General features: G+C 36.4%; 19 protein-coding genes and 1 riboswitch. Of the genes, 5 read left to right on the top strand and 14 right to left on the bottom strand.

Annotation, left to right across the window (positions count from 1 at the left end; genetic code table 11):
* Positions 1-56: 56 nt before the first annotated feature.
* The 6 genes from tnpA (ACFJGY_RS02950) to ACFJGY_RS02925 all read right to left on the bottom strand — a co-directional run bounded on the left by tnpA (ACFJGY_RS02950) (position 57) and on the right by ACFJGY_RS02925 (position 5775).
* Positions 57-509 carry an IS200/IS605 family transposase gene (tnpA, locus tag ACFJGY_RS02950; protein ID WP_379967971.1) on the bottom strand — a complete coding sequence of 151 codons (453 nt, stop codon included), beginning with the start codon at positions 507-509 and terminating at the stop codon, positions 57-59.
* Positions 510-654: 145 nt separating this feature from the next.
* Positions 655-1671, bottom strand: a complete 1017-nt coding sequence (locus ACFJGY_RS02945; RefSeq protein ID WP_379967969.1) for a homocysteine S-methyltransferase family protein — start codon at positions 1669-1671, stop codon at positions 655-657.
* A gap of 66 nt (positions 1672-1737) precedes the next feature.
* Positions 1738-1992: a hypothetical protein gene (locus ACFJGY_RS02940; protein ID WP_379967967.1), complete on the bottom strand. Its 255-nt coding sequence runs from the start codon at positions 1990-1992 to the stop codon at positions 1738-1740.
* Between the two features lie 23 nt (positions 1993-2015).
* Complete coding sequence (locus ACFJGY_RS02935; RefSeq protein ID WP_379967965.1) at positions 2016-3182, bottom strand: O-succinylhomoserine sulfhydrylase; 1167 nt, start codon at positions 3180-3182, stop codon at positions 2016-2018.
* 107 nt (positions 3183-3289) lie between these two features.
* Complete coding sequence (locus tag ACFJGY_RS02930) at positions 3290-4828, bottom strand: ACT domain-containing protein (protein ID WP_379967963.1); 1539 nt, start codon at positions 4826-4828, stop codon at positions 3290-3292.
* Positions 4828-5775 carry an alpha/beta fold hydrolase gene (locus tag ACFJGY_RS02925; protein WP_379967961.1) on the bottom strand — a complete coding sequence of 316 codons (948 nt, stop codon included), beginning with the start codon at positions 5773-5775 and terminating at the stop codon, positions 4828-4830. Before ACFJGY_RS02925 ends, ACFJGY_RS02930 begins: the two co-directional genes overlap by 1 nt.
* A gap of 52 nt (positions 5776-5827) precedes the next feature.
* A riboswitch (SAM riboswitch) is annotated at positions 5828-5935 on the bottom strand.
* 162 nt (positions 5936-6097) lie between these two features.
* Here ACFJGY_RS02925 and ACFJGY_RS02920 point away from each other — a divergent pair.
* Together ACFJGY_RS02920 and ACFJGY_RS02915 are read left to right on the top strand one after the other, a co-directional pair.
* The gene (locus tag ACFJGY_RS02920; RefSeq protein WP_379967959.1) at positions 6098-6904 is read left to right on the top strand and encodes a glucose 1-dehydrogenase; all 807 of its coding nucleotides are present in this window, start codon (positions 6098-6100) and stop codon (positions 6902-6904) included.
* 250 nt (positions 6905-7154) lie between these two features.
* Positions 7155-9761: a glucosidase gene (locus ACFJGY_RS02915; protein WP_379967957.1), complete on the top strand. Its 2607-nt coding sequence runs from the start codon at positions 7155-7157 to the stop codon at positions 9759-9761.
* Between the two features lie 52 nt (positions 9762-9813).
* On the opposite strand, the gene ACFJGY_RS02910 is transcribed toward ACFJGY_RS02915, so the two are convergent.
* The 8 genes from ACFJGY_RS02910 to ACFJGY_RS02875 all read right to left on the bottom strand — a co-directional run bounded on the left by ACFJGY_RS02910 (position 9814) and on the right by ACFJGY_RS02875 (position 17352).
* Positions 9814-10236, bottom strand: a complete 423-nt coding sequence (locus tag ACFJGY_RS02910) for an OsmC family protein (protein WP_379967955.1) — start codon at positions 10234-10236, stop codon at positions 9814-9816.
* A 28-nt stretch (positions 10237-10264) separates the two neighbouring features.
* Positions 10265-11596 carry a DUF58 domain-containing protein gene (locus tag ACFJGY_RS02905; RefSeq protein WP_379967953.1) on the bottom strand — a complete coding sequence of 444 codons (1332 nt, stop codon included), beginning with the start codon at positions 11594-11596 and terminating at the stop codon, positions 10265-10267.
* A gap of 138 nt (positions 11597-11734) precedes the next feature.
* Positions 11735-12730, bottom strand: coding sequence for an AAA family ATPase (locus ACFJGY_RS02900; protein ID WP_379967950.1), 996 nt, complete (start codon positions 12728-12730; stop codon positions 11735-11737).
* A gap of 127 nt (positions 12731-12857) precedes the next feature.
* Positions 12858-13325: an IS200/IS605 family transposase gene (gene tnpA / locus ACFJGY_RS02895; RefSeq protein ID WP_379967948.1), complete on the bottom strand. Its 468-nt coding sequence runs from the start codon at positions 13323-13325 to the stop codon at positions 12858-12860.
* A 122-nt stretch (positions 13326-13447) separates the two neighbouring features.
* Complete coding sequence (locus ACFJGY_RS02890) at positions 13448-14617, bottom strand: hypothetical protein (RefSeq protein WP_379967946.1); 1170 nt, start codon at positions 14615-14617, stop codon at positions 13448-13450.
* 27 nt (positions 14618-14644) lie between these two features.
* Positions 14645-15406, bottom strand: a complete 762-nt coding sequence (locus tag ACFJGY_RS02885; RefSeq protein ID WP_379967944.1) for a DUF4129 domain-containing protein — start codon at positions 15404-15406, stop codon at positions 14645-14647.
* Between the two features lie 13 nt (positions 15407-15419).
* Positions 15420-16391: a DUF4013 domain-containing protein gene (locus ACFJGY_RS02880; protein WP_379967942.1), complete on the bottom strand. Its 972-nt coding sequence runs from the start codon at positions 16389-16391 to the stop codon at positions 15420-15422.
* Positions 16360-17352, bottom strand: a complete 993-nt coding sequence (locus tag ACFJGY_RS02875) for a stage II sporulation protein M (protein WP_379967940.1) — start codon at positions 17350-17352, stop codon at positions 16360-16362. Before ACFJGY_RS02875 ends, ACFJGY_RS02880 begins: the two co-directional genes overlap by 32 nt.
* A 20-nt stretch (positions 17353-17372) precedes the next feature.
* Between ACFJGY_RS02875 and ACFJGY_RS02870 the strand changes: the two genes are divergently transcribed.
* The 3 genes from ACFJGY_RS02870 to ACFJGY_RS02860 all read left to right on the top strand — a co-directional run bounded on the left by ACFJGY_RS02870 (position 17373) and on the right by ACFJGY_RS02860 (position 19397).
* Complete coding sequence (locus ACFJGY_RS02870) at positions 17373-18125, top strand: RDD family protein (protein WP_379967938.1); 753 nt, start codon at positions 17373-17375, stop codon at positions 18123-18125.
* Positions 18126-18233: 108 nt separating this feature from the next.
* Entirely contained in the window at positions 18234-18644 is a 411-nt protein-coding gene (locus tag ACFJGY_RS02865; protein WP_379967936.1) for an energy transducer TonB, read from the top strand.
* A 21-nt stretch (positions 18645-18665) separates the two neighbouring features.
* Positions 18666-19397, top strand: a complete 732-nt coding sequence (locus tag ACFJGY_RS02860; protein ID WP_379967934.1) for an energy transducer TonB — start codon at positions 18666-18668, stop codon at positions 19395-19397.
* The last annotated feature ends 73 nt before the right edge of the window (positions 19398-19470 follow it).

Below are 19470 nucleotides of genomic sequence, written 5' to 3'. Positions count from 1 at the left end.
CCTGAAAGGGCGCAATCACTAATTGCTAATTGCACAATATTTGAAAAACGCATTCATTAATCCCAAACATATTTTTCGTCGTATTCAACATTGTATTTTTTTAGAAAAGCTAAAAACTCTTCTTGAAATGTTTTCCTTTTATGATGTTCTTCTTGATTGTTAATATAATTTTTCACAATTTCTAATTCAGATGGATTGACGGAAAATGCACCGTAACCATTTTGCCAATAAAAATTTTCAAACTCAGCACCTTTTGTTTTTATCCATTTTGAAGAATGTGATTTTACCTCTTCCATCAATTTCATTAAAGAAATCTTCTTAGACAATAAACACAATATATGAACGTGGTCTTTATGTCCGCCAACTTGTATAGGATTACATTCCAGGTTTTTGCAAATCCCACCTAGATAATTGAATAACTCTTCTGTTATCAAACCTGTTATTAATGGTTTCCTGTGTTTGGTGCTAAAAACAAGATGAACATATATTTTATTTAATGATTGTCCCATTTCAAATTTGTGTTTTTTATATTTTTCATTGGGCTTTACCCAATGCTTTTGATTTCGGTTTTTCAGACCTTTATTATATAACTAAATCTCATTATTCATAGGGTTTCGCTCTATGCTTTTGATTCCACCACTTCGTGGCTTTGAGCTATAAATTATTCAGTTGACCAATTTTTCTAGGTTCGTAGTTATTTGCCAAATCGGCAATCGCTTTGATGTGTTCCGGCGTCGTTCCGCAACAACCACCGATAATATTAATAAGTCCTTTTTCCAGATATTCTTGAACCTGTTCAGCCATCTGACTTGCAGTTTCATCATATTGTCCGAAAGCGTTCGGTAAGCCTGCATTTGGGTAAGCAGAAATTCCGAATTCTGACTGAGAAGAAATTGCTTCTAAATAAGGTGTCAGCTGTTTTGCACCCAAGGCGCAATTGAATCCAACACTCAATAAATTAAGATGAGAAACTGAAATCAAGAAAGCTTCAGCTGTTTGTCCGCTCAAAGTTCTTCCGGAAGCATCAGTAATCGTTCCGGAAACCATAATTGGAATTTCGATTTTTCTTTCCTCCTGAATTTGGTCGATGGCGAAAAGTGCCGCTTTTGCATTTAAAGTGTCGAAGATGGTTTCTACTAAAAGAATATCGGAACCGCCATCAAGCAAAGCTTCTGCCTGTTGTTTGTAGGCAATTCTCAATTCGTCAAAAGTGATGGCTCTGTAACCTGGGTCGTTCACGTCAGGACTTAAACTTGCCGTCCTGTTGGTTGGTCCGATGGAACCGGCAACAAATCTTGGTTTGTTGGGGTTTTGAGCAGTAAATTCATCGCAGACTTTACGGGCGATTTTTGCAGATTCGTAATTGAGTTCGTAAACCAAATCTTCCATATGATAATCTGCCATCGCAATCGTGGTTCCGGAAAACGTGTTGGTTTCGATGATATCTGCGCCGGCTAACAAATATTTTTTGTGAATTTCTTCAATAGCTTCTGGTTGGGTGAGAGAAAGCAAATCGTTGTTTCCTTTGAGTGAGGATTCCCAGTCTTTGAAACGTTCGCCACGATAATCCTCTTCCGAGAAATTATAGCGCTGAATCATTGTTCCCATTGCGCCGTCCAAAATTAGAATGCGTTCGGAGATTGCTTTGTATAATTGTTCTGAATTTTTCATTTTTTCATTTTTTTTATCGTTGCTAAAAAACGATGAGGCACTGCATATAATATCAGAAATGGTTTATTAATCATTTTTATTCCATTTTCCTTTCTCTATTTGATACACAATAGGCTCTTTACTATATCCATTTTCAAAAATATAAAGCCTTTTACAATTGACACATCTGACGACTAAACTCATATCGTGATGTAATTTTTCCGCATCAATATCTCCAAAATATTTATCATAATCTCTGTCTTCGATTAATAATAATTGATTTGGACTAGGTATATCACTTAGATTGATTATGTTTCCGCACTTACAAATATATTTAGGCATCTTAAAGATATGTAAATAAAGTTTTAATCTAAGGCCTGTTTCAAATCGTTGATAATGTCATCTATATTTTCTAATCCTACCGAGCAACGCACCAATCCTGCCGTGATTCCAACCTCATTTCGTTCGTCGTCAGAAAGCTTGGAATGTGTTGTGGAAGCGGGATGCGTGACAATCGTTCTTGTGTCGCCCAAGTTTGCAGAAAGAGAACACATCTTGATTCGGTTGAGGAAATTGCGTCCGCCTTCGATGCCGTTTTTGACTTCGAAAGCGACGATATTTCCACCCAATTTCATTTGTTTTTTGGCGATTTCGTAGCTTGGATGAGATTTCAGGAAAGGGTATTTTACTAATTCTACATTCGGGTGGTTTTCAAGAAACTCCGCCACTTTTTGTGCATTTTCGCAGTGTTTCTCGACACGAATCGCCAAAGTTTCAAGACTTTTGCTCAAAACCCACGCGTTGAACGGCGACATCGCCGGACCTGTGTTCCTTGCGAAAAGGTAAATCTCGCGAATCAAATCTGCTTTTCCAACGGCAACGCCACCGAGCACACGACCTTGACCGTCAATCAATTTCGTTGCGGAATGAACGACAATATCTGCGCCGTATTTAATCGGTTGTTGAAGATAAGGTGTTGCAAAACAATTATCTACAACAAAAATCAAGTTGTGTTTTCTCGCAAATTGACCGAAGAATTCTAAATCTAAAATTTCGATTGCCGGATTTGTCGGCGTTTCCAAATACAGGATTTTTGTATTTGGTTTGATGTATTTTTCGATATTCTCAGCGTCTTCGGCTTTGAAATAGGTGGTTTCTATATTCCATTTTGGGAAATATTTCGTGAACAAAGTGTGCGTGGAACCGAAAACCGACTGGCAGCTTACGATATGGTCGCCCGCATCAAGCAAAGTGGCGAAAGTGGAATAAATCGCGGCCATTCCCGTCGCAAAAGCGTAACCGGATTCTGCGCCTTCCATTTGCACAATTTTATCTACAAATTCTGTGACGTTCGGGTTGCTGAAACGGCTGTATAGATTTTTGTCTTTTTCTTCTGCAAAGCTTGCGCGCATATCTTCCGCATCTTCGAATACGAAGCTTGAAGTGAGGTATAAAGGTGTGGAATGCTCATCAAACTGAGTTCTTTCGGTTTGGGTTCTGATGGCTAATGTTTCGAAATTTTGATTTTCCATTTCTATATTTTCCGTAGGTTTTATTTACGGTTGTTTGTTGTTACTGTTGTTTCGTTCCATAGGTTTCACCTACGGCTACTGATATTGAATCCTTTCGGATTCGTTGATTATTTTGTTTCGCTCAGTCTTAAAATATCTCCGAAAACGCCTCGGGCAGTTACTTTGGCTCCGGCTCCGGCGCCCATAATGACGATTGGATTTTCTCCGTAACTTTCGGTGTAAATCTCAAAAATGGAGTCTGAACCTTTCAGTTGTCCGAGTGCGGAGTTGGCTGGAACGGAAATTAATTTCACATCTAATTCTCCTTTTTCTTCCTGAAGGTTTCCGTGCAAATCACCGACGTAACGTAAAACGTAGTCTGGCTTTTGGTTTTCTTTGATTTTTTGATATTCTGAATCTAATTCTTCCAGTCTTGAAATAAATTCGTTTTTATCAATGTCCAAAAGATTTTCCGGAACGAGATTTTGAATGTTAATATCCTGAAACTCATTAATCAAATCTAATTCTCTTGCCAGAATCAACAATTTTCTTGCAACATCATTTCCGGATAAATCTTCTCGTGGATCCGGTTCTGTGAAACCTTTTTCCATCGCTTCACGGATGATGACCGAATATTTGTCATTTCGAAGAGAGAAATTATTGAAAACATAACTCAAAGTTCCGGAAAAAACGCCTTTGATTCTGGTGATATTCTCGCCTGAAAGATGGAGAAGTTTGATGGTATCAATCAATGGTAAACCTGCACCTACATTAGTTTCGTAAAGATATTTCTTTTTGTTTTTCTCTAATAATTTTCGGAAATCTCGGTATTCTGAAATTGGTAAGGTGTTGTAAATCTTGTTGGAACCTACGACATCAAAACCATTTTCTACAAAAGTCGGATAATGCTTTACAAAATCTTTGCTCGCCGTATTATCAACCATTACAAGGTTTTCCAAATGATGTTCCTTTGCAAACTCAACTAATTTTTCTACGCTGGATTCTGTTTGGGAAAATTTGATTTTCTGCCTCCAATCGCTACCGAAACCAACTTGGTTAAAAGCTATTTTTTTAGAATTAGCAATCGCAACTATTTTCAAATCCACTCTTTTTCTTTTTAGAATGTCATAAGCTGAATCAAGGATCTGCTCTACCAAAGTTCCGCCAACATTTCCGTGACCAATCAAAGCGAGATGGACGGTTTTTGGTTTTCCGTAGATTTCGGTTTCGATGATGTTCTTTGTGATTTCGGTTTGGTTTCCGGTCACAACTATGTTGACTCTTCCAGCCGATGCGATTTGACTTAACAATAAAGGATAAATCTTGTTGCGCTGAAGTTCTGATAAAATCTTGTTGTAATTATCCGAAACAAAACCAATAACGCTTAAATTATCAATACTGTATATATTGCTGACATGGCCCTCTTTTGTTTCTTTCTCAAATTCTTTTTTTAGGAACTTGACAGCATCTTCTGCATCAACTTCGTCTACAAGAACAGAAATTCCGTTTTCTATGGCTTGTTGCGAAATGACACCAACGCTTATTCCGCCTCCATTCAAAGCTTGAAAAATGCGTGAATCCACACCGATTTGTCCGAGGAAATTTTTTCCTTCGAAGTTGACCAAAGCTTTATTTCTGTATATATTAATTGCGTTCTTGTCTGTCATCAGTTCAAAAATAGAGGTGTTAAAATTGTGTTCAGTTGTTCATATTCCATCAGGAAAGCATCATGTCCGTGGATGGATTTGATTTCGTGGTACTGAACATTTTTGTTTTTATTTTGTAAAAAATCGTAAGTATTTTTAATTTCGAAAGCTGGATAGAAAAGGTCTGAATCAACCGAAACCAAATGAATTTCGGCATTGATGTTTTCGAGTTCGTTTTCCTTTCCGTTGATGTTCATCAGAAGGTGATTGACGAGTTTGTAAGCTTTTAAACTAAATCTTTCGTTCAATCTTTTTCCGTGGAAGTTGAGCCAATCGTGAGACTTCAGAATTTGTTTTTCAGAATCTTTTTCTCTTTTGAATCTTGAGTTGAGAGATTCTGGTGTTCTGTAGCACAACATTGCATGAACTCTTGCTTTTTCCAATGGTTTTTCTTCTGATTCTAAAAGATATTTTTGAACCAGACATTGAGAGTGCAGCCAGTCAGACGTTTTGAAATCTGTAGCAATCGGGATAAATTTTTCTGCTAAATTATTTTCCAAAGCGAGCATTTCCCAACCGATAGAACCGCCAACAGAGCCGCCAACCAAAGCGAAAAGCTTTTCAATTTTCAGGAGTTTTAGGCCTTCAAGGAAAATTTTAGCAATATCAAGCGCTGTGAAATCTTCGTAATTGTCAATGAAAAATCCGTCGAAACCGTTTCCCGGAATGTTAAAACAAATCACTGTAAATCGGTTTGTGTCGATTACTTTTCCGTTGCCGACCAAGGTTTTCCACCAGCCGTTTTCGCCGGCAACGTCGGAGTTTCCTGTCAGAGCGTGATTTATCAGAATGATTGGAGCAGAATACAGTTCTTCCCCAAAAAGCTGATAGCTTAATGGGATATCATAAACCTTTCCGGTTTGTGTCGTGAAATGTAATTTCTGAAGATGTTGTAACTTATTTTCCAATTTTATCTGATAAAAAAATTGAAAATGCTACGGGAAATGTAGAATAAATTTTAGGTTATCTTTTCCCAAAAAATTCGGGATAGAATTTAGCACCTTCTTCGTTTCCAAAGGGTTGCCAAGGTTTCACAGAGTCTAATCTCTCCACCTTTCTCGATAACATTTTCAATATGTAAATGAACAATTCTGACTGCAAATATACTTCACAAAATTCACTTTTCCCAAATTTCCCGAGAAATTTCTAAAATAATTATTTGTTAATAATAAATTTTCTCAGAACTTGCGTATCATATTTGTATTTAAAAAAATTCACAAAAATTTAAAAATGGAAATTAATCTAAATAAACAAGTGGCCATTGTAACAGGTTCCAGCAGTGGAATCGGGAAAGGAATTGCTATCAGTCTGGCAAAATCCGGCGCAATTACCATCATAAATCATTCATCTGAACATTCTCGTCCGGAAGCTGAAGAAACTTTGAAAACCATTGAGGAAAATGGTGGCGAAGGTTTTATCATTCAATGTGATGTGAGCAAAGAAGACCAAGTTCAGGCAATGTTCCAGACGACGATCGAGAAATACGGAACTGTTGATATTCTTATTAATAATGCTGGTTTGCAACAAGATGCTTCGTTCATTGATATGACTTTGGCGCAATGGCAAAAAGTGATTGATGTGAATCTGACGGGACAATTTCTTTGTTCAAGAGAAGCCATTAGAGAATTTCTGAAACGTGGAATGAATGACAAATCTAAAGCTTTGGGAAAAATCATCAATATCAGCAGTGTTCACGAGACGATTCCGTGGGCTGGACACGCGAATTATGCTTCCAGCAAAGGTGCCCTCAGAATGCTGATGCAGACGCTGGCTCAGGAATATGGAAAGCAAAAAATCCGGGTGAATAATATTTGCCCAGGCGCAATTCAAACGCCAATCAACAAGTCGGCTTGGGATAATGAGAAATCTCTGGACGCGCTGATGACGCTGATTCCGTATGACAGAATCGGGCAACCGGAAGACATTGGAAATTTAGCCGTATTTTTGGCGAGTGATTATTCGGATTACATTACGGGAGCTAGTATTTATGTGGATGGCGGAATGACGACGCTGGAGAGTTTTGCGGATAACGGGTAATTGGTCGTTGGTTGACTGTTGTTAGTTGATGGTTTTTGGAATTTTAAAAACTTGAAAGAAAGGAAATCTTCAACATAGTCCCGATGGGAACGGCATCCTTTTTTTGCTTTTGAGGAAGTTTCTTTGGATGAACAATCATCTAAGCAAAAAAAGATATAGTGGACAGCGGGTTGGAAACGTGGAACAGAAATCGAAACGTGATGCTCCTAAATTAAAAACGAATAATTATCCAAAAAATAATTAGAAAAATATGAACGAGGAAGAAAAATTGAGAAATCCGCGTTGGAAGAAATGGGGTCCTTATGTGAGCCATCGCCAATGGGGAAATGTGCGGGAAGATTACAGTACAAACGGCGATGCGTGGGGATTTACAGGTCACGACACGGCGGAAGCCTGGACCTACAGATGGGCTGAGGAAGGCATTGCCGGAATCTCCGATGACAAGCAACAGATGTGTTTTGCGCTGTCTTTCTGGAACAAAAAAGATATAAGAGTAAAGGAACGTTTTTTCGGACTGAGCAATTATCAGGGAAATCACGGGGAAGATATAAAGGAAATTTTTTATTATCTGGACAACACACCGTCTCACAGCTATATGAAGATGGTTTACAAGTATCCAATCAATGCGTTTCCGTATGATGAACTGATTGCGGTAAACGGTCAGCGCTCCAACAAAGACCCGGAGTATGAAATCATTGATACGGGAATATTCGATAACGATGAATATTTTGATATTTTTATTGAATATGCAAAAGCTGGTGAGGATGATTTCCTGATCAGAATTGATGTTCATAACCGCAGCGATAAAGCTGCACCAATCGTAGTTTTGCCAACGGTTTGGTACAGAAATAATTGGGTTTGGGGCTACAATGATTATAAGGCGAATCTTGGTTTTTCCAAGCAGGGCGAGATTGATATTCATCACGATAGTCTGAGCATCAAAAAGTTATATTCCAGGAACAGAAATGTAGATTCTTTATTCTGTGAAAATGAAACGAACAGAGCAAGATTATTCAATACTCCGAAAACGGAAGGTTTTTTTAAGGATGGAATAAACCAATATATCACTAAAGGATTGGATACTATTAATCCAAAGAAAACCGGGACCAAAGCGTCTTTACATTGTGAAGAAATCATTGAAGCGCACAGCAACAAGGTTTTCGAATTCCGATTGTCTCCGCATATTATGGAGGATGCGTTTTGGGATTTTGATGACATCATCAATCACAGAAAACAGGATTCTGATGATTTCTATTCCAACATACAAAAGGATATTGAAACTGAGGACGAGAAAAATGTACAAAGACAGGCTTTCGCAGGATTACTTTGGAACAAGCAATTTTATCATTATAATGTTGGTAAATGGCTGAAAGGTGACCCGAATTTCCCGATTCAAAGGAGAGGTTTTGTGCGAAACAGCGACTGGGAACACCTTCATAACAAAGACATCATCTCGATGCCAGACAAGTGGGAATATCCTTGGTATGCAACCTGGGATTTAGCTTTCCATTGTGTGAGCTTTTGCGTGATTGATTCGGAATTCGCTAAAGACCAATTGATTACGTTGACCAAAGAATGGTATATGCATCCGAACGGACAAGTTCCGGCTTATGAATGGAACTTCGATGATGTGAATCCACCGGTTCATGCGTGGGCAACTTTCAGGGTTTTTAAAATCGATGAAAAAAATAATGGAAAGCCGGATTTGGCTTTTCTGGAAAGGGTTTTCCAAAAATTATTACTGAATTTCACCTGGTGGGTCAACCGAAAAGATTACAATGGAAACAACCTTTTCGGAGGCGGATTCCTGGGCCTTGATAATATTGGAGCCTTTGACCGGAATATGGAATTCAGTGAAGGTGAACATCTGGAACAGGCCGACGGAACCAGCTGGATGGCGATGTACGCCTTGAATATGATGAGAATTTCTATGGAATTGGCGATTCATAATCCAGTCTATGAAGATATGGCAATCAAATTCTTTGAACATTACCTTTACATTGCAGAAGCGATGGAAAATATAGGTGATGGCAAACAGGGACTTTGGAATGAGGAAGACGGATTTTTCTATGATTTGCTACAGTTATCCAACGGAGACAGTGTGAATCTGAAACTTCGAAGCATCGTTGGATTGATTCCGATGTTTGCAGTAGAAGTTGTGGAACACAGTATGCTGGAGAAACTTCCGGCCTTCAAAAAAAGAATGGAATGGATCCTCAGAAACAAACAAGATCTTACAAAGCTCGTTTCCCAATGGTATGTGGAAGGCGAGGGAAATAAACATTTATTAAGTATTTTAAGAAAAACAAGACTGACAAAAGTCCTTACCAGATTGGTGGATGAATCCGAATTTTTGAGTGATTACGGCATCCGTGCGATGTCCAAGATCTATGAAGAAAATCCGTTCCGATTTACCGTTCACGACCAGGAACATGTCGTCTATTACACGCCTGCAGAAAGTGACAGCCGGATGTTTGGCGGCAACAGCAATTGGCGCGGACCGATTTGGTTTCCGATTAACTTCCTGATTGTCGAGAGTTTACAACGCTTTCATTTCTTTTTCGGTGATGCATTGACTATTGAATATCCGAAAGGAAGCGGTGTCCAAAAGAATCTGGAAGAAGTTTCCAAAGACATCAGCGACAGACTTTGTAAGATTTTCCTGAAAGATGAAAACGGAAACAGAGCGTTCAACGGTGGTGTTGATAAATTCAATAATGATCCGCATTTCAAGGATTACATTATGTTCTTCGAATATTTCCACGGCGATAATGGCCGGGGCGTTGGTGCTTCCCATCAAACCGGATGGACTTCTACGGTTGCGAAGCTGATTCAGCCGAGATTGACGCACAGATAGAAATTATAAAAAGGAAACCTTCTCACTTTGAGAAGGTTTTTTATTTGATTGACTATTCTGTAATTTCGCCATTCACGCTGACTTCATAAGTAATTTCTACATTTGGTTCAAGCGTTTTGGAAACGGAGCAATATTTTTCGAAAGATAATTCTGCAGCTTTCTTAGCTTTTTTCGGGTCGATTTCGCCTTCGAGGAAGAACTTTACTTTGATGGATTTGAAAGGTTTTGCCTCATCCACCTGAACTCTTTCGCCTTCTACTTCCGCTTTGAAATCCGTGATGGTTTGGCGTTGTTTTTTTAAGATTGAAACAACATCAATTCCGCTACATCCAGCAACCGCCATTAACAGAGATTGCATCGGCGAAACGCCTTTTGCGCCTGGCAATGTTGTATTGTCTAACAAAATTGAATTTCCCTGTTCATTGGAACATTCGAAAAGGAAATCGTCGTTGATTCTATTGAGTGTAATTTTCATTTTTAAAATTTAAATTAGAAATGTAAATTTACAAAATTCCTCTCGCTTTTATCTCCAGATATTTATTGATGACATCTATGTTGAGATTTTCTGGTAATGTATAAATGCTGTAAATTCCGTATTTTCTGAGTTCCTGAATAATCAGTTTTTTCTCGAATTCAAACTTTTCTGCAATGATCTCGTCATAGATTTCCTGCATATTTTCAGGATTCGTATTTAGTAATTTATGAACTTCTGAATTCTTGAAAAATATAACGACGAGAAGATGGTTTTTGGCGATTCCCCGCAGATACTTCATCTGACGATTGAGCCCGTCCAAAGTTTCAAAATTGGTAAATAACAAGACTAGACTTCTTTGATTCAGATGAAATTTTGTTTCCTGATAAAGTCTTCCAAAATCACTTTCGAAGAAATTGGTCTGGACATTATAAAGTGCCTCAGAAATTTTTTTCAACTGTCCGGATTTGTTTTCTGCAGCGACTTTGTTTTCGGGTTTTTTGGAGAAAGTCATCATTCCTGCACGGTCGCCTTTTTTCAGAATAATGTGTGAAAGTGCCATTGTTGCATTGATGGAATAATCCAATAAGCTCAGTCCGTTGAAAGGCATTTTCATCGTTCTGCCTTTGTCGATCAGCATGATGATTCGTTGTGATTTTTCATCCTGAAACTGATTCACCATCAATTTGCTGGTTTTGGAAGTCGCTTTCCAGTTGATACTTCGGATGTCATCTCCCTGAACATAATCACGGATTTGCTCAAATTCCAGCGTGTGACCTAACTTTCTTATTTTTTTAATTCCGCCCAATAAGAATTCATTTTGAAGTGCCATTAACTCATATTTTCTGAGATGGATGAATGATGGATAACTTGCCAATTTTGCATCTTTCTGAAAAGTAAATCTTCTGGAAACCAATCCAATAGGAGAATTGACGTAAATATTCAGGTTTCCGAAACTATATTCGCCACGTTCTTTTGGTTCCAGAATATACTCGAAAAAGACATTATTTCCACTTTCGATATTTTTATCAATAAGGAAATCTCTCTTCTGAAACTGAAACGGAATTTCGTCAATAATTTTAGTATTGATATTAAAACTGTAATTATTCCTAATATCAACTTTCACTGAATTTTCATCGCCATTGGATAATTTTTCCGGCAAAATTCTTTGTGCGTTGATGCCTTCTTTATTTTGAAAAAGAATCAGGCAATCGACAATTACCAACAGTAAAACAAAAATCAATAATGAATTTGCAATCCACATCATCACCGGAAAGAAAAATGCCAAAACATAACAAATTCCAACGCCAAAAAGAGCGAAGAAGAATTTGTTATTGATATATAGTTGTTTTAATATTTTCACTTTAATTAATTATGGATTTCAATAGTTTGTTATCAGAAGGCTTCGACTTCGTTCAGCCTGACAGTGGCTTAAACACTTAGTATTAGAGGTGTCATCCTGAGCGGAGTCGAAGGATTTTCAATTATTTTTGTGGTTTACTTACCTCGGAACTTCGATGCTTTCAAGAATCTGTCTGATAATTTCGTCCGCTGTTAATCCTTCCATTTCTCTTTCCGGAGAAACAATAATTCGGTGTCTTAAAACTGCGAAAGAAGCTTCTTTAATATCTTCCGGCGTTACAAAATCACGGCCTCGGATTGCGGAAAAAGCTTTACTGGCAGTCAATAACGCAAGACTTGCTCTTGGAGAAGCTCCAAGATATAAAAACTGATTTTCTCTTGTATTGACGATGATTTTCGCAATGTACTCCAGAAGGTTTTGTTCTACGATAACCTCTTTTACCAACTGCTGATACTGTTTCAGCTGGTGTCCGGAAATGATAGTTTGAACAACGTCGGTTTTATCTTCTAATCTGTTATTATGTTGGTTTTTAATGATCTCAATTTCTTGTTCTAAATTTGGATAACCAACTTCGATTTTGAAAAGAAAACGATCCAGCTGCGCTTCTGGCAATCTGTAAGTTCCTTCATGTTCAATTGGGTTTTGAGTTGCAACCACCAGAAATGGTTCTTCCATCAAATACTTTACACCATCCATCGTGATTTGTCTTTCTTCCATCACCTCAAACAGAGCAGACTGTGTTTTTGCAGGCGAACGGTTGATCTCATCTATCAAAACGAAATTGGAGAAAATCGGTCCCTTTTTATATTTGAAATCCGCTTCTTTTACATTAAAAACCGATGTTCCCAAAATATCAGAAGGCATCAGATCCGGGGTGAATTGAATCCTGCTGAAATCGACCGAAATGGTTTTTGCCAATAATTTTGCAGTAATCGTTTTGGCAACCCCAGGCACGCCTTCTATCAAAACGTGACCGTTCGACAAAAGGGCTGCGAGCAAATGCTCGATCATATTTTCCTGACCTACAATTACTTTCGCAATTTCTGCTTTTACACGTTCCAGATTATTTCGTAAATCCGTCATATCCAGCCTTGATTGGAATTCGGGTGCATGGTCTTGGTATTGTTCTTCCATAATGTTTATTTAAGTGGACTCCGAAGAGGATATTTTTATGTTAATTGTTTGAAGCAAAGCTCCGTAGGAGCGGAATGTTTGTAGTCTGTTAGAGTTATTTTTGGCGAAGCTCCGTAGGAGCGACACTTTACTCGTTATAAAATTCAAATAAATATTTTTCGTCATATTGTATTTCAAATTTATTTAAAAGATCAAGATATTCCTCCCGAAAGCTTTTCTTTTTATGATGTTCTTCCTGATTATTAATGTAATTAATGACTTTATCAATTTGACTTTTGGAATATGAAAATGCACCATAGCCTTCCTGCCAATTAAATTTTCCTTCAAACCAATTCTGGTCATTAATAAATCTGGAAGAATTTGATTTTATATCACGAATCAGATCCGGAATTTTAAAATTCAAACTATTGAATCCAATGAGCAGATGTATATGATCAGGATTTGCATAAATTGCTAATAGTTTTTGATTACTATTTTTTAATATTCCTGAAATATACTGTTGCAATAATTCTCTTTTGGAAGAATGGATGAGGTTTTGTCTTCCTTGTACAGCGAAGACAAATTGAATGTATATTTGAATATAAGTATTTGCCATTTTGTGTCGCTCCTACGGAGCTCAAATTAAACATTGTTGTTTTTTCTACAAACATTTCGCTCCTACGGAGGTTTTCAGCAATTGTCTTTAAGTATCGTTCAATTAATTATTTTTTTAATAAATCACTTTAAAATATCATCGAGTAATTTATTCATCCTGATAAGATCCTCCTTCATCACGCTTGCATACGGATCTTGACCTTTTTTGACGAGTTCTACAGCTTCTTTTATTAGTTCTATTTTTTTTCCTGTTTTGAGATGAAGTTTATTAATGAATGACTCGTCAAGATTTTGAGTATCAATCAGCAGATCCATTCTTATTTTGTTTAAAAAGTATTGCGCTTTTTTTGCCATCATCTCGTGAAAATCACCTTCCTGTAAATAAAGATTTCCAATACTTTTGATAAAATCTAAAGAGGTATTTTTCAAAGGTTCGGTTACCGGAACAATCCGTTGTTTTCTTTTTGCATTGAAAAAGACAAAAATTGCCAAACCTGCTAACAATAAATACCACGCATATCTGAGTGGCGGATTGCTGAGAATGAATCTCATTGGCGACATAGATAATGGTGTGTCTGTTTCTATAAACCAAACTGTTTCTCTATCAGGAAGATAAGAAAAAACACTTTCCATATATCTGTTTTTTGAATTTAAAATATAATAATTGGTCAACACCAATGGCTCGGAATGAATATAAAAATGGCCCTTCCCGAAATTGATTTTAACAAAATCTGCCTGAACAGAAGTCTCATTGTTTTTAGTTTTATGAAGCGTTTTGCCAAGAATTTCGATGTCTTTTTTGATAAAAGAAAAACCTTGGTTATCTGGAAGTTTGTCTATAAACAATCTTTTATCCGCCAGTTTTTTATCCGTTAACTGCAGATAGTAATTTTCATCAAAACTGACACTTTTAAACCTGAATCCCAGCGTATCTCTTATTTTTCTCGGCACTTCTGTTGTAAACCACATTACGTCAGAACCTTCCGAAACCTGACTCATCATATTTTGCCAGGAAACCTCATCTATATTTTTTTGAATAATTAAAATATTATGTGGCTTTTTCTGATGGTTTTTCTGATAATATGAATAAGGCGAAACCCGCACTTTTTCTAATTTTTTATTGAATAAAACAGTTGATTCCTGATCAAAAATATAAAGCCCGAAAGGTGTCTTTTTTTCTGTGTCAAAGTTCTTTCGCCAATCCAGAACGGGCTTTTTGTTCATCTCAAATATACCCATCACAATCAGAATGATGATGAAAACGACAGCGTATATTTTGAATGTTTTATTCATTGATCTTTGATTGATAAATTGACCTTATCAGAATTTGTTAAAATATGTTTTATAGTGTTGATAATCTTTTTCTTCCGTCTCGAATTCGCCGTACCAGATGTAATCATAAATGTAAATGATCCGTCTGAAATCCTCTTGTGAATTTTTATTTTTCAGTTCTCTGAGATAATCGCGGTTAGTTTTTTCGGGATTCCAGCTGATGAGGTTTTTGTCGGTTAATTTTTTGAGAGTATAAAGGAAATGATAACGGATTGCCGAACGGTAATTCTGTTCTTTTTCAAATTTCAGAATGCTTGCCGGAAAGTTGATCTCGTGAATGTTTTCTTCCAGATCGTGAGTAGCAATTTTAATTTTTCTGTTCTTTTTACCAAATAAAAAGTTGCCGTCTTTTGACATTAAATAACTGATTAACAAATACAATAGAAAGCCAATAATCACAATGCCTGCAACGCGTAAAATATTCACAGTATACCGATTCGCTTTGTTAGGATCAATGTCTTTAAAAATCTTGGACAATAGCCAGGCGATCTTTCTTTTGACCTTGTCCCAGATTGATTCTTTTGGTTTCAAAACTTCATAATCGAACTCGTTTCCTTTGTATTTGTTTTTGAAATTTGGAGCAAAATTCTTCGGAGAAAGTATATTGTCGGTAGAGTAATTAGTTGCTGCTAAAGAATCTGCTTTTATAAAATTATGTTCAGAATCATAGCTGGCTGAATCTATGACGACAACTTCCTCCACGGTATTATCCTGAGAAAAAGCACAAGTTCCCAGGAAAGAAAAAAACATTAAAAGACAAAATCTAAATCTCACTTGTTCCTATCGTATCAATTTCATTAAGATCCAGATTTCTGTGGAGATCTTCCCGGCTGTCATAATATTGTAATCCCGCGTGGACGTACATAATATTGTATAAAACAAAACTTACAAGCATCGATACTCCGTAGATCAGAAAAAAGAAAATACCCATCCCGCCGGATAAAAAAGATGCCGGATATTCTGAGGTTCCCATCTGTGGAACTGTAACGAAACCGAAAATCATAAACATCGACGGAATCATTGTAAAAATTGTCAGTACAATATAAAGTATCAGGAAAACAATGACCGTAGAAGCCCAGTATTTCCAGAATTTAGCTTTTTGGGAATCGAATATATTAGAAAAATTTACTTTTAAAGCGTAGCCTAAAGAACCTAAAAAACCTCGGTCTGTGTTTAGAAAATCAAATAATGTAAAATTCACAACATTGATAAAAGCTGGCATTAAAAATATCAGAAGGAAAAAGCCAATAAAAATAATCATCAGAAAAGATGAAATTGCCATTATTATTAACATCAAAGGTGCTACAATAAACAGCATTCCTAAAAAGAAAATGAAGAATTTTCCGATATTTTTTTTGATGTCCGATAATATCTGATCCGGTTTAATGTTATGGTCACCTGTTTCGGCGACTCTTTTCATGTACAAAACCGGAAATGTGTACATAATAATGCTCATCGCAATCAGCAATATTAAGAATACGACAACTCCCAAAATCAATAAAAGACTATTGTCCTGAAAATAATTCTGTAAAAAATAGGTCTCCCCGTTTACATTTGAGTTCATCATCTGTAAAAAAAATTCGCGATAGCCAAAAATAAAAATGATCACAAACAGCAGCAGGAAAAAACCATTCAGAGCAAAATAGTTCTTAAAGTAGTTTTTTCCGTACTCCTTGAAAAAAGTAAAGGTATCGCTGATCAGACTACCGAATTTTCTGTTCTGGGGTAATTGCATTTTGGTTTAGTTTTTTGAAGACAATATAGGGATATATAAAATAATAAAAAGCAATGGCGGATAATGTTCCAAAGATGATTATGATATTCAAAACTAAAGGCATCGTTTGTGCATATCTGGTCACGAAACCCTCTATTAGTCCTGCAAAAATGGTGAACGGAACCGTACTGAGATAGATCTTGAAACTATTCCCAAACCCAAGTTTAAAAGATTCTAACCTTGATAGAGTTCCAGGAAATAATATTGATGCACCCAAAACCAAACCGGCCATCGCTTCTACTACCATTCCGAATATTTCAAATGCCCCGTGAAGCCAGATTCCTTTTGCGCTTTCCAGCAAAGCATTATGCGTCTTAAAGAAAAACTGAAATGCCCCAAGCATAATACTATTTTGCATCAATGCATACAAAGTTCCCAGTCCTCCAAAAATCCCGTAGATGTAGAGTTTTGCGCCAACGACAAGATTATTAATAATGATCATTAAGGCTGTGCTCCAGCTGGCTCCGGTTCCATAAATTGCGGTTGCATCGCCTTTTTTGATGTTTTCCAGAGTCTGATTGACGTAGCCTTCACCTAAAATAAGTGTTGCAAAGTCTTTATCATAAACAGACGATATCACACCAATTCCCACAAATAAAATAAAAAAAACAAAGGCGTAATAAAGATATCGTCGGTATTCATAAACGGTCAATGGAATATCCCTTGTGAAAAAATGCTTGATTCGGTTTTCTTCTATCCGTTTTGTTTTGTAGATCTTCTGAAAAATCTGAGAAGAGAGGAAATTGAGATAAACCGTCGATTTGCTTTTGGGATAATAAGTTTGTGCAAATGAGAGATCATTAATCAGATTGATATAAAGTGATGAGAGATCATCCGGATTTTTTTTAATTTTTCCGTTGATAACCTGTTCGATTTCCAACCATTTTGCTTTATTTTGCTTTATAAAAGCCACTTCTCTCATAATGCTAAAATAATAAAAATATGGATCAAATAGCTATCAATACTTCACAAAATGTAAATATTAATTTTACATTAGCCGGTATTGGAGAAAGAATATTGGCTTTCTTTATTGATCTTATAATAAAGGGATTTTATGTTTTCGTTCTCTTTTGGGTGATGCGGAATATTTTAGATTATTCAGATTTTACCCGCGGAATGGATGGCTGGTCCCTTTCTGCATTTATTCTTATCATCACATTCCCGATTCATATTTATACCCTGGTCCTTGAAACGATCATGGAAGGACAGACTTTCGGCAAAAAACTAATGAAAATAAAAGTGGTGAAAATAGACGGCTATCAGGCGGGTTTTGGAGATTATCTGATGCGGTGGATTTTCCGCCTGGTCGATATTTACAGCAACTCCGGCATTGTAGGAATCATAACAATGGTTGCTTCAAAAAACCATCAACGTCTGGGAGATATTGCAACAGGAACGGCTGTTATCTCTCTCAAAAACAACGTGAATATCTCTCACACTATTTTGGAACAGCTGAAGGAAGACTATGTTCCAACTTTTCCGCAAGTGATTCTTTTGAGCGACAATGATATAAGGATCATCAAAGAGAATTTTCAAAAAGCTTTAAAAAGTGATGACCGTCAAATCATAAACAGATTAACAGCAAGAATCGTAGAAATCCTGAAACTGGAACCCGATTCCATACCATTTACACAGAGACAATTTATCCGCGTTGTAATCAAAGATTATAACTTCTACACAGGCAAGGATTCTTAAATTATCTTTTCTAATTTGAATTTAATATTAACTTATAACATTAAAATAGGATTAATTTAATTTCTGTTGTCATTTTAATATATTTGACAAAACTTTTAATCCTTACAAATGAGAATCTTATTATTAATAATTACTTTATTGATAAGCCCTGCCGCTTTTTCACAATCCGAATCTACCAAAGCAGCTATTACAGCAGACTCCAAAGCAGAATTTCCGGGTGGACAAACCGCTTTCCGGAATGAGTTTATGAAAATGGTTCGCGCTTATGTGGATATCACCGCCTATGCCGTGAATGGAAAATTCTCTTTTGTTCTGACTATCGATGAAAAAGGAAAAATGAGTGAGCTGAAGATCTATCCGAAAGTGAAATATGATGAAGAGTTCAGGCAGGATATGGAATTCGCAATGAAAAGAATCAAGAAAAAATGGAAGCCAGCTATGAAAAACGGAGTTCCGGTGAGTTCAAATATTATTTTTGAGATCAACTTCTCGTCCGAACATTCTGATGAGGAATATTAATTAAAACTAAACAATCTCAATATGAAAATAAAGGTAATTTTAATAATACTATTTCCTGTCTTCTCTTTATGGCTGCACGCACAAAATAAATATCCGGATTTTCCAAAAGACCAACATAGTTATCTCGGCTCTTATCCGGAATTTTTCAAAGATTTTCATAAAATTTTGATTGACAAAAACCTTAAACCCTGCGAAAATAAAAAGGAATTTTTTAATGCTTCAATTCTAATAAAGTCTGAAAACTCAGCGGAACTCCTTGATTTGGATAGTACAGGATTACAAAAAAACAAATGCAGTTTTGAACTTACCAAAGAAGTCATAAAATATATGGACAAATGGATGCCTGCAAAAATTGATGAAAAGGAAGTTCCGGCCATTAAACGGATTCCGGTTTATCCGGACGACCTTTTTGAAAATTATAAGGAAGGCTATAATTTTGTAGATACATATTACGAAAAAACTGATTTTAATATTGCAGAACTCAGAAAAGAAGTCGTGAAGAAAATTAATCTGAATGGTTTTGGATTCAAGGGTAAAGGAAAATTAACTGTGATAACAAAATTTACAATTAATTATCTTGGAAAACTGGATGATCTTAAGATTGAAAATAGTTCAGGTTCCCAAAGACTTGACGAAATGATTATGGATGCTATAAAACAAACTCAGATAAACAAGCACTGGAAACCCGCCAAAACTCACGAAATGCCAATTAATTCTTATTTTTCTTTTCCAATAACTGTTTCTGTTGATTAAAAGGAAAACTATTTCCTGCCATTCTGTCACAATATTTTGTATCTTTGCAAACTAATTTAACTTTAGAATTTAG

It is taken from the genome of Epilithonimonas sp. UC225_85 (assembly GCF_042695135.1).
In the GTDB taxonomy this organism is placed as follows: Bacteria; Bacteroidota; Bacteroidia; order Flavobacteriales; family Weeksellaceae; genus Epilithonimonas.
This window is presented reverse-complemented; position numbering and strand designations above follow the sequence as displayed.

What these genes read in the sequence shown, in the direction of transcription:
- ACFJGY_RS02910 (WP_379967955.1), bottom strand. Translation starts at nt 10,236, where the DNA reads ATGAAAATTACACTCAATAGAATCAACGACGATTTCCTTTTCGAATGT.
- ACFJGY_RS02915 (WP_379967957.1), top strand. Translation starts at nt 7,155, where the DNA reads ATGAACGAGGAAGAAAAATTGAGAAATCCGCGTTGGAAGAAATGGGGT.
- ACFJGY_RS02885 (WP_379967944.1), bottom strand. Translation starts at nt 15,406, where the DNA reads ATGTTTTTTTCTTTCCTGGGAACTTGTGCTTTTTCTCAGGATAATACC.
- ACFJGY_RS02875 (WP_379967940.1), bottom strand. Translation starts at nt 17,352, where the DNA reads ATGAGAGAAGTGGCTTTTATAAAGCAAAATAAAGCAAAATGGTTGGAA.
- ACFJGY_RS02870 (WP_379967938.1), top strand. Translation starts at nt 17,373, where the DNA reads ATGGATCAAATAGCTATCAATACTTCACAAAATGTAAATATTAATTTT.
- ACFJGY_RS02860 (WP_379967934.1), top strand. Translation starts at nt 18,666, where the DNA reads ATGAAAATAAAGGTAATTTTAATAATACTATTTCCTGTCTTCTCTTTA.
- tnpA (WP_379967971.1), bottom strand. Translation starts at nt 509, where the DNA reads ATGGGACAATCATTAAATAAAATATATGTTCATCTTGTTTTTAGCACC.
- ACFJGY_RS02890 (WP_379967946.1), bottom strand. Translation starts at nt 14,617, where the DNA reads ATGAATAAAACATTCAAAATATACGCTGTCGTTTTCATCATCATTCTG.
- ACFJGY_RS02900 (WP_379967950.1), bottom strand. Translation starts at nt 12,730, where the DNA reads ATGGAAGAACAATACCAAGACCATGCACCCGAATTCCAATCAAGGCTG.
- ACFJGY_RS02930 (WP_379967963.1), bottom strand. Translation starts at nt 4,828, where the DNA reads ATGACAGACAAGAACGCAATTAATATATACAGAAATAAAGCTTTGGTC.
- ACFJGY_RS02940 (WP_379967967.1), bottom strand. Translation starts at nt 1,992, where the DNA reads ATGCCTAAATATATTTGTAAGTGCGGAAACATAATCAATCTAAGTGAT.
- ACFJGY_RS02880 (WP_379967942.1), bottom strand. Translation starts at nt 16,391, where the DNA reads ATGCAATTACCCCAGAACAGAAAATTCGGTAGTCTGATCAGCGATACC.
- ACFJGY_RS02945 (WP_379967969.1), bottom strand. Translation starts at nt 1,671, where the DNA reads ATGAAAAATTCAGAACAATTATACAAAGCAATCTCCGAACGCATTCTA.
- ACFJGY_RS02865 (WP_379967936.1), top strand. Translation starts at nt 18,234, where the DNA reads ATGAGAATCTTATTATTAATAATTACTTTATTGATAAGCCCTGCCGCT.
- tnpA (WP_379967948.1), bottom strand. Translation starts at nt 13,325, where the DNA reads ATGGCAAATACTTATATTCAAATATACATTCAATTTGTCTTCGCTGTA.
- ACFJGY_RS02920 (WP_379967959.1), top strand. Translation starts at nt 6,098, where the DNA reads ATGGAAATTAATCTAAATAAACAAGTGGCCATTGTAACAGGTTCCAGC.
- ACFJGY_RS02935 (WP_379967965.1), bottom strand. Translation starts at nt 3,182, where the DNA reads ATGGAAAATCAAAATTTCGAAACATTAGCCATCAGAACCCAAACCGAA.